8 protein-coding genes and 1 rRNA gene are annotated in these 9,658 nt (G+C 53.0%); 8 read left to right on the top strand and 1 reads right to left on the bottom strand.

The window, feature by feature from the left end; genetic code table 11:
- From AC0YNU_RS28955 to AC0YNU_RS28940, 4 genes are all read left to right on the top strand, one after another.
- Positions 1-110 (top strand): 23S ribosomal RNA (locus AC0YNU_RS28955); the annotation flags it as partial.
- A gap of 396 nt (positions 111-506) precedes the next feature.
- Positions 507-1,196: a Gfo/Idh/MocA family protein gene (locus AC0YNU_RS28950; protein ID WP_475762819.1), complete on the top strand. Its 690-nt coding sequence runs from the start codon at positions 507-509 to the stop codon at positions 1,194-1,196.
- A 45-nt stretch (positions 1,197-1,241) separates the two neighbouring features.
- Positions 1,242-1,601: a hypothetical protein gene (locus AC0YNU_RS28945; RefSeq protein ID WP_475762817.1), complete on the top strand. Its 360-nt coding sequence runs from the start codon at positions 1,242-1,244 to the stop codon at positions 1,599-1,601.
- A gap of 21 nt (positions 1,602-1,622) precedes the next feature.
- Positions 1,623-2,561 (top strand): phytanoyl-CoA dioxygenase family protein, encoded by a 939-nt coding sequence (locus tag AC0YNU_RS28940; RefSeq protein ID WP_475762815.1) that lies wholly within the window; start codon positions 1,623-1,625, stop codon positions 2,559-2,561.
- Positions 2,562-2,767: 206 nt separating this feature from the next.
- Here the strand turns inward: AC0YNU_RS28940 and AC0YNU_RS28935 are convergent, their stop codons facing one another.
- Complete coding sequence (locus AC0YNU_RS28935; protein ID WP_475762812.1) at positions 2,768-3,823, bottom strand: LacI family DNA-binding transcriptional regulator; 1,056 nt, start codon at positions 3,821-3,823, stop codon at positions 2,768-2,770.
- A gap of 362 nt (positions 3,824-4,185) precedes the next feature.
- On the opposite strand from AC0YNU_RS28935, the gene AC0YNU_RS28930 reads away from it, so the two are divergent.
- The 4 genes from AC0YNU_RS28930 (at position 4,186) to AC0YNU_RS28915 (ending at position 9,644) form a co-directional block, all read left to right on the top strand.
- Positions 4,186-5,934: a cache domain-containing sensor histidine kinase gene (locus tag AC0YNU_RS28930; RefSeq protein ID WP_475762810.1), complete on the top strand. Its 1,749-nt coding sequence runs from the start codon at positions 4,186-4,188 to the stop codon at positions 5,932-5,934.
- Positions 5,931-6,701, top strand: a complete 771-nt coding sequence (locus AC0YNU_RS28925; RefSeq protein WP_475762808.1) for a response regulator transcription factor — start codon at positions 5,931-5,933, stop codon at positions 6,699-6,701. The genes AC0YNU_RS28930 and AC0YNU_RS28925 overlap by 4 nt, the downstream gene beginning before the upstream one ends.
- Before the next feature lie 215 nt (positions 6,702-6,916).
- Entirely contained in the window at positions 6,917-8,668 is a 1,752-nt protein-coding gene (locus tag AC0YNU_RS28920; protein ID WP_475762806.1) for a type 2 periplasmic-binding domain-containing protein, read from the top strand.
- A 70-nt stretch (positions 8,669-8,738) separates the two neighbouring features.
- Positions 8,739-9,644, top strand: coding sequence for an ABC transporter permease (locus tag AC0YNU_RS28915; RefSeq protein WP_475762804.1), 906 nt, complete (start codon positions 8,739-8,741; stop codon positions 9,642-9,644).
- Positions 9,645-9,658 lie beyond the last annotated feature (14 nt).

Raw genomic sequence — 9,658 nt, 5'->3', positions numbered from 1 at the left:
GATTTCCCAGTATGTAAGACCCCTTGAAGACGACGAGGTTGATAGGTTCGAGGTGGAAGCGCGGCAACGTGTGGAGCTGACGAATACTAATCGGTCGAGGGCTTATCCTAAAAGCTTTACGGAGTGTAAACTTCGAAAGCATCGGTAATGTCAGCTAAGTAAAACCTTTCGTAAAGGTTCGTATCCAGTTTTCAGGGTGGAAACACTGTTTTGTAAACCGACCAAATGAGGTCGGTTTTTTTGGCTTTCGGCGACACTTCATGTGGGGTAGTCGTTTTTTTTGTGCTGCCTATCGGCCTAGGTGATCACAGAGCAAGTTTACAAAACTTGATATTTGTAAACTTAAATCTCTCATTAATACTGTGAAGTTCACACTTTCCTTGAAAAATACAGTGTTTACAATTAACTGACAACGATATATAATCAAATTTATCAAAAGTGTTTACTTGTAATATTACATTATTTATTTTTGTAAACTAGCTAGCGGCGGAGGGACATATGCGGATATGACGAACAAAATACTAAACGTTGGGCTGATCGGACTTGGCGAAGTGGCGCAGGTCATTCATCTGCCGGTGCTTCAATCGCTGCCTCACCAGTATCGCATCGCGGCAGTATGCGATATATCGCCGAAGCTGGTCCGGCATATCGGCGCACAATACGGCGTCGACCATCAATATACCGACATGAATGAGTTGGTCAAACAGGAGGATCTCGATGTCGTATTCGTGCTGAACAGCGATGAGTATCATGCGGAATGCGCCATACAAGCAGCGAACCACAAGAAACATGTTTTGATCGAAAAGCCGATGTGCCTGACGTTTGCCGAAGCGGATGCCATTATTGAAGCGCGCGATCGTAACGGCGTTCACATTATGATCGGGTATATGCGTCGTTATGCGGCTTCGTTCGTCCAGGCGGTACAAGAGATCGGCGGCTTCGATCACATTACGTATGCAAGAGTGAGGGATATTATCGGGCAAAACGGCTACTTTATTCGTCCGACAAGCCATACGGTCTCTTTCGACGATATCCCGGAGGCGGCCAAGGCAGATCGCAAGGCCAGGTCGGAACGACTCGGCATCGAGGCGACAGGATTGGAACCGGATGCGCCGTTGTTCGGCTTTTACCGGTTGCTGGCGGGATTGGGCAGCCACGACCTATCGGCGATGCGCGAGGCGATCGGCATGCCGTAGGCTGTCTTAGGCGCCAAGGTTTCGAAGCATCAGGACAGCATCTTCATGAACGCGCTGCTCGATTACGGCTCGTTCTCGGTCACGTATGAAATGGGCATGGATCAGCAGGGGCGGTTCGATGCGCATGTCGAAGTGTACGCCAGCCGCAAATCCGTGAAAGTCCAGTACGACACGCCTTACATACGCCATCTTCCCACCAAGCTTTGCATCAACGAAACCGAAGGAGAAGCGTACACGGAATCGGTCATTCGCCCGACCCTGACGGATCCCTATACGCTGGAGTTGAACCATTTGTACGACGTGATCACGAAGAATGCGGCGCCGAAGACGACGCCGGAGGATTCCAAGGAAGACCTGCAATTATTCCGCATGTTTATGAAAGCGCTGCAAGTTTCGAACGAATAATCAACCAGGGGAGTGTCGAGCATGCCGAACGTACTGACGGAAGCGCAAGTGCAGCATTTTAAAGAAAAAGGCTGGGTTAAGGTGGAAGGTGCTTATCCGCGCGAAGAGGCGCTGAAGGTGCAGCAGTTCCTCTGGGACGAGCTTGCGACACGCGGCGTTAAGAAGGAAGATAAAACGACTTGGACGGAACCCGTTGTTCGCCTTGGCGATTATGTGCATCCCATTATGGACGGCTTGAACTCGAAGCGGCTCACCGGAGCAATCGAGGATCTGCTAGGCGAAGGACGCTGGCAGGAAGGGGACAAGATGACGGGCGCAAGCTGGGGCGGCTACATCATTAATTTCGGACCGGAGATTCCGGGCGGCTGGCATTACGACGGAAGCCATTTCCGTCATTATTTGGACAGCTGGGAGCAAGGGCTGCTCTTGGTATGCCTCTTCTCCAGCGTGAAGAAAGGCGGGTCCGGGACGCTGGTTGCCGAAGGCTCCCATAACATCGTGGCCAACGTGCTGGCGCAGCATCCGGAAGGCATGGGGCTGGGCGAAGCCTTGCGCGAGTGCGGCAAGCACCCTTGGCTGGCGGAATTAATCGGCAAGAACAAGCCGGCGTCGGACGATATCTATGCCGATGCGCCAGCGAAGGAGAAGAAATCGCAGAAAGAGCATTTGGCCGCATTCATGCACACGACGTACGAAGATCCGGCCGGCTTCTCCTTGCGGGTGGTCGAAACAACCGGAGAACCGGGGGACTTGGTCCTTTGCCATCCGTTCCTGTATCATGCGCCGTCGACCAATGAACTTGGCGTGCCGAGATTTATGTGCAACCGGGTGGCGCCGACGCGCGAGCGGATGAATTTCAATCGCGAGAATCCGGCCGACTATTCGGTCGTGGAACAGATGATCCGGACGTCGCTGGGGCTCAAGGACGGGGATCGTTGTGCATGGGCGAGACAAGAATAGTCACGAATCCGGGAAAACGAAAGAGAAGGCTGACGCTATGTCAGCCTTCTTTCAATCTTGCAGGGGCGAGCTGCTGTACTATTGGAGGCCAGTTGCTGCGCTATTGGATATTAGTTGCTACGTTGTTGCAGTGGGCGCGTTTCTCCCTCGCAGGCCATACAGGTCGTCCATAGCCGAATGTTGCTCGGACGGTCCGCTGCCTTGCACTAGACTAGCGGCGGCGTGCTTTCTCCGAAGATGACAGACGTCGCCAAACGAATCGTTTCGTTCACCCGTTCGGGCTTGCTTATTCGCTGAAGCAGCTGCTCCGTTGCGCGCAAGCCGAGCTGATGCTCGTCGTTGGCGACGGTGGTCAACGTAAACCCCAGCATATCCGTTTCGTCGATTTGATCGAATCCGGAAACGGCGATATCGCGCGGGACTGACTTGCCGGCTTCGTGGGCGAATTTAATGACGTGGAGCGCGATTTTGTCATTGACGCAAACGAAGGCGGTGGGAAGCTGCTTCAATTCTTTCAATGATCGGGCGAGGCTATCGTACTGTTGATAGCCGTCGGAACATGGCGAAGTAATGCAATACGCCGGATTTACGGAACGGCCAGCGTCGAAATGAGCCCGCTGAAAGCCGAACCAGCGCTCCATAAAGCTCCGGCAGGAAGCGATGTCCCCTATAAAGCCGATGTTCGAATGGCCGGCCTGGATCAAATGCCGCGTGATCTGATAGATGCTGTCCTCGTTCTCCATAAAGACGACGTCAGCCTGAAGTCCGGACAGCGGCAGCTCGGGATTAATGTTAATGAACACTTTCGGGAGCGGCAATTCAATCAGCTTCTCGGTATAGGCCTTGTCCACGCTGCCGGCAAGGATAAACCCGGCAAGATCGGTGTTCCCCAACACCGCGGGCAGTAGGAGCGATTGGATATCTTCGTTCTTGATGAAGCTGATTTTCATTTCGTATCCGTTGCCGCTCACGACCTGCTCGACGCCGCTCATGACGTTCATCCAGAAGCCCGTGCCGTGATGGAGCTGATGCTTGGTAAGGTAGACGATGCTTTTGGCATTGGCGGAGGAAGCGAACTGCGGCGCGGAATGGGAAGACGCGGCCGGCTTGATTTTTTTGTAACCCATGGCGATCGCCTGTTCGATGACCTTTCGTTTCGTCTCGGTCGTAATGCTGGGATGATCATTCAGCGCCTTGGAGACGGTATTTCTGGATAGACCGAGGCTAAGCGAAATATCGCTGGTCGTAATCTTTTTGGGCAACGGTATCATTCCTTTGACTAGTAGAAGCTTCTAGATTCATTTTAGGGCAGGCAAATATTTTGTCAATAAACGAATGCTCTCGAATGTAAGATTACAAAACATGTCCGGCATTACTTCACACACAGAAAACCGAAGAATAATTCATATTTACAGCGAAATATGCCGTGATATATAATCATCTTCAACAAATACCACCTACATCATTCAAAATTTGTATGATTTTGGTTTACAATATTTCGAAAGCGGAGATACACAGTTAAACATAGTTAGAATTAGGTGGGCCGGATGTATCATTGCTTTTATTGAAAGCGCTTCAATATTTCGTGGGTTTTCGTCTTACATTGGACATCGGGGGAATAAACATGCTTCCAAGAACGACCTACTCCTTGAAGAAACGAGCCTACTTGTTCCTGATTCTAAGCTCGATCATTCCATTGATTACGATCGGCTATATTTCGTACATCTCGATGTATTCCTTATTGAACCACAATATCGACGACGGCATACGCAGCAATATGAAGCAAATCCAGGTCAGCCTCAGCAACGTTTTCGCCAACCTCGAAGATTCGGCGCTTCAACTCGCCATGTATAACGGCAAAGTGGCGGACGATATCGAAACCTACCTGGATACGACGGACATTCTGACCAAATACGAGAAGAAGAAATCCGTCATCGAGAGCATTTCGTTCATTAACGCCTCCAAACCGGATATCGGTCTTATCTTCATCTATTACGCGAACAAACATCAGGTCCTGTTCGAGAACCAAAGCGTCCAGGCCGGATTCGATCCCGCGCAGCTGCCGACGCTCGCGAACGGCATCAACGCCACCTTCTACGGACCGCATACGACGGTGCGCACCACGCATGACAGTCCCGTATTTTCGATTGCGCGCAAGGTCAATCTGATCGAAGGCGCGGACATGTACGTCTACTTGGAAACGAGCATCAAGCTTTTCGAGGATTTGCTGAAATCGCAGCAGTATAAGCTCGCCGTCTCTTCCATTCTCGTCAATGATCGCGGGAGGATCATGTACAGCCAGCAGGACAAGGATTTTCCCGTCGGCTCCCTCGTCGACATCGCGAAACTGCCGGATACGGGGAAAACGAGTGAGATTCGCGACGGCTACTATGTCTTCTCCGAAAAGGGGCAGCAAGGGTGGTACATTCTCTCCGCGGTGGACACGAAGGCTTACAGCTCCGACATTCGTCAATGGATGGGCAAATTCGCTTTCTTCGCGGTCGTATCGATCGTGGCCAGTCTTCTGCTCGGGCTATCGATGTGGCGGATCGTCTATCGGCCGCTACGAACGATCAACCGGGAAATCATGCTGATGAGCCACAATAAGTTCTACTCCAAGCTGAAAACGACGGGGATCCTCGAGTTCGACAGCCTGTTGTCGGAGTTCCACGATATGAAGAACAAGATCGCCGATCTGTTCAAGGAACTGGAGGAGAAGGAACGCAAGAAACGGGTCATCGAGGTCGAGAAGCTACTGCACCAAATCAACCCCCACTTCCTGCATAACACGCTCAATACGGTGCAATGGCTGGCACGGATGAACGGGCAGGACGAGATCGATCGGCTGGTCGCGCTGTTCACGCGGGTGCTGCATTATAACTTGGGCAAGGAGGGCGGCATCGTCGCCTTGAACGAAGAAGTCGAAGCGCTGCAGAATTACGTGGATTTGCAGCGGATTCGTTACGCCTATCATTTTGACGTGCAGATCAAGGTCGATCCGGCCGTGCTGGACATCAACGTGCCGCGGTTCATCATGCAGCCGATCGTGGAGAATGCCATCTATCACGGACTTAAAGACGAGAGCGGATATATCCTCATCGAAGCTGCCCAGATCGGCGCGGAGCTGCTCATCACGGTCAAGGACAACGGGGCGGGCATGAGCGCGCGAGACATCGAACGGCTGCTGGAGCCGCTCTCGGAGGAGCATAAGAAGGTCGGCATGGGCATCGGTCTCAGCTATGTCCGCTATATGCTGGATGTCAATTACGGCGACCGTGCTTCGATGGAGATTATCGGAGAGAAGGACAAGGGAACGACGTTTATACTGCGCCTGCCCATCAGCCGGGGGACAGCCAAGGAGGATCGGCCATGATCAAAACATTAATCGTCGATGATGAAATCTACGTGCGCAAAGGGCTGATATCGGTTCTTCCCTGGGAGAAGTTCGGCTTCAAGATCGTCGGGGAAGCGAGCGGCGGAGAGAAAGCGCTGGAGTTTCTAAAGGACAACCGCGTGGACGTGGTGTTTATGGATCTAACGATGCCCGGCATGTCGGGATTCGAATTGATGAAGGAAACGCGGAGCGGGCACCCCGGCGTGAAGACCGTCGTGCTGACCTGTCATCAGGACTTCAGCTTCATCCAAGAGGCGATGCGCCTCGGCGCCATCGACTACATCGTGAAGACGCAGCTGGAGAAGGAGAAGCTGGACGACGTGCTGGAGCGCATAGCCGAACGGATCAAGCTGGACAATCAAGACCGGAACGGCGAATTCGTGGCGACGTACGAGAACGAGCAGGGCAAGCGCTATTCGGATGAAGTCGTGGCCGCCATTCATAATGCGGTCCGTTACATAAACGAGCATTTGTTCGAAGGCATCCATCAGGAGGAGGTCGCCAAGGCGGTCAATATGAGCCGGGGGTATTTCAGCGTCTGCTTCAAAGATGTTGCCGGGAAATCGTTCAGCGATTACCTGCGAGGCCTCAAGATCGGCGCGGCCGAGTCCCTGCTGCGCAAAACGAGCAAACCGGTCTACGTCATAGCCGATCAGCTCGGCTTTCAGGACGAGAAGTATTTCAGCAAGCTGTTTCGGGAGCAGAATGGCATGACGCCTTCGGAATACAGGGAACGCAACAGATAAAGCGGTCATGGAGCAGCCAATCTTAGCGCGTGGCGAACAGGGCGCATGCGCAAGAGAAGTTTTTCATGAGGTCGTGCGATTCTCGTCATGTAAACGCCTTCAAACTGATGACCAGAGTCCGATCACGTTAGGAAGATCGTCTATCCCGCGGTCTTCCTAACTGCGTTTAGTATAGAGACAGCAAGACAAACCACTCAAGGCCAAGGGGGATTCAAGTGAACAAGAAAATGAAAGCCGCCGCATCTGCTTCTCTGATCGCCGCGCTGCTGCTCACAAGCGCTGCTTGCGGCAACGGTTCGGACAACAACAACGAGGGCACGAACAACAACGCGAGCACGAACAATAAAGATAACGCGCAAGCGGCAAATGGCGGCACGGACAACAAGAACGGCGCGGCGGCCGATACGACGGCTCCGGCGGAGAAGCCCGATCCGTTCAGCAAAATGCCGGAAATGGTGGAATTCACGACAGGCATCTCGCTCTCCGCGGAAGCGAAGCCGCCGGCGGGCGAGAGCTTCGAGAACAACGACGTCGAGAAATGGTTCGAGGAGAACCTGAACGTGAAGCCGAAGATGGCGTGGTCCACGAGCGATCAAAACTTCGCCTTCGAGCAGAAGGTCAGCCTGCTGATCGCGGCCAACAACATTCCGGACGTGCTGTCGATCAGCGTGGATCCGAACGGTCTGAGCATCTTGAAGAAGCTGATCAAAGCGGACATGATCGAAGACTTGACGCAGGTATACAACGACTACGCTTCGCCGAATTTGAAGGACAGCATCTCGCTGGGCGGACCGGATGCGCTCAAATCGGTCTCCTCGGACGGCAAGCTCTATGCTATCCCTTCGATCGCGGACGTCGAGACGGCGATCCCGGTCGTCTGGACGCGGAAAGACTGGCTGGATCAAGTCGGCCTACCGGAACCGCAGACGCTCGAGGACGTCGAGACGGACCTGAAGGCGTTCAAGGACAAATTCGGCGCGGGCTCGCTGCCGTCCCAGCAAAACATCTACGGCGCGGATACGGCTTCCTTCGACTTCGTCTTCGGCGCATACAACTCGTATCCGGGACAATGGGTCAAGACGGCGGACGGCAGCGTAGGCTACGGTTCCGTGCAGCCCGAGATCAAAGGCGCGCTGGAAAGACTCGCGAAATGGTACAAAGAAGGTCTCATCGCGAAAGACTTCATCATGAACGACAGCAACAAAGCGGTGGAAGCAATTGCGAAGGGCAAAGCCGGTCTGTTCGAGGGTGCATGGTGGGCAACCTGGTATCCGCTGCCGGATTCGGTGAAGAACGATCACAACGCCGACTGGCAAGCGACCGTGCTTAAAGGCGTCGACGGCATCGCGCATGCCAAAGGCTACGGAGCGGTCCGATCATTCGTGGTCGTGAAGAAAGGCTTCAAGCATCCGGAAGCGATCATGAAAATGCTGAACTACGCGCAGGAAGCCAACACGAAGAAGCTGGACTGGTACAACAAGCTGACGATCGACGAGGGCGCGAAATATTTGAACGCCAAGATGCCGCTGCTGCCGGTCAGCGTCAGCGCGAAAGACCCGCATGAAATCACGGTGCGGTACAAAGCGATCATGGACGTCGTCGACGGCAAAGCGACGATGGACGCGGCCGATCCGGAGACGAAAGTACAGGCGGCGGCGATCCAGAACTATCAGAAAGCAGCGGATAAGTTCGCGGATATGGGCTTGTGGAGTCTGGCGAACCAATTCTATGTCGGCGCGGCCGGCTTGGTGAAAAATCCGGTTCAGCAAACGCTTCCTGCTTTTATCGGCTCCACGGATCTTATGCAGAAGAAGAAGGCGTCCATGGACGACCTGGAGAAGAAAACGTTCCTTGAAATCATCACGGGCAAGAAGCCGATCGAAGCCTTCGATGCCTTCGTCCAACAATGGAACGGCATGGGCGGCGCGGATATTACCAAAGAAGTGAATGATATCGTAGGCAGTTAACTTTCTAAACAAGTGCCGAGCTGCTCTTCGGCATCGGCACTTGTTTCATCCGAACCGAGGTGGCATTTCGTTGAAAGAAAAGAAAATTCGCAGCCTGGAAGCCGTCCACTATCATGTCATGCTGCTTCCCACCATTATCCTGTTGGCTATATTCAGCATTTATCCGACGCTCGGTTCGATCATCGCGTTCAAATATTTCGATCCGATCGAAGGGATATGGGGATCGCCTTGGGCGGGTCTCGATCATTTCAAAATGCTGTTTCAAATACCGGAGTTCAAGCAGATCACGATCAATACGATTACCATATCGCTCATCAAGATCATATTGAATATTTCCTGCGCGCTCGCGTTCGCCCTGCTGCTGCATGAAATCAAGAAGCGATGGTTCAAGCGGTCGGTCCAGACCATCGTCTACTTGCCCTTCTTCCTCTCGTGGGTCATCATGGCCGGCATCTTTAAGGACTTCTTCTCGATTGACGGTCTCATCAACGGGATCATCCACCGATTGAACGGCGGCGAGCCGATCATGTTCTTCAACAGCAATACCTGGTTCATGATCATCGTGTACGTGACGGATGTATGGAAAGGCTTCGGATTCAATGCCATCGTATTCCTGGCGGCGCTGACGGCGATTAATCCGAATCTGTACGAAGCGGCCGACGTGGACGGCGCATCCAGATGGGCCAAGCTGGTGAACATTACGCTTCCGAGCATCAAGGGCACGATCGTGCTGATTCTTATCCTGAGCCTGCAAGGCATTTTAAGCGGAGGCTTCGACCAAATCTTCAATCTCTACAATCCGCTTGTCTACCAAGTCGCCGATATTTATGACACTTATATCTATCGCATGGGATTCCAGAGCAATCAATACGAATTTGCAACCGCGGTCGGGCTGTTCCGTTCGGCAGTCGCCTTTCTATTTATTCTGATCTCGCAATGGCTGGCTGAAAAATACGGCGAATACAAGGTGTTCTAGACGATGAGGTGAAA

It is taken from the genome of Paenibacillus sp. J31P316 (assembly GCF_056269105.1).
Note: the sequence above shows the minus strand (reverse complement) of the source record. Positions and strands in the feature narration are given on the sequence as shown.

Excerpts from the sequence above, each read along its gene's own strand:
- AC0YNU_RS28950 (WP_475762819.1), top strand. The coding sequence starts at position 507 with ATGACGAACAAAATACTAAACGTTGGGCTGATCGGACTTGGCGAAGTG.
- AC0YNU_RS28945 (WP_475762817.1), top strand. The coding sequence starts at position 1,242 with ATGAACGCGCTGCTCGATTACGGCTCGTTCTCGGTCACGTATGAAATG.
- AC0YNU_RS28940 (WP_475762815.1), top strand. The coding sequence starts at position 1,623 with ATGCCGAACGTACTGACGGAAGCGCAAGTGCAGCATTTTAAAGAAAAA.
- AC0YNU_RS28930 (WP_475762810.1), top strand. The coding sequence starts at position 4,186 with ATGCTTCCAAGAACGACCTACTCCTTGAAGAAACGAGCCTACTTGTTC.
- AC0YNU_RS28925 (WP_475762808.1), top strand. The coding sequence starts at position 5,931 with ATGATCAAAACATTAATCGTCGATGATGAAATCTACGTGCGCAAAGGG.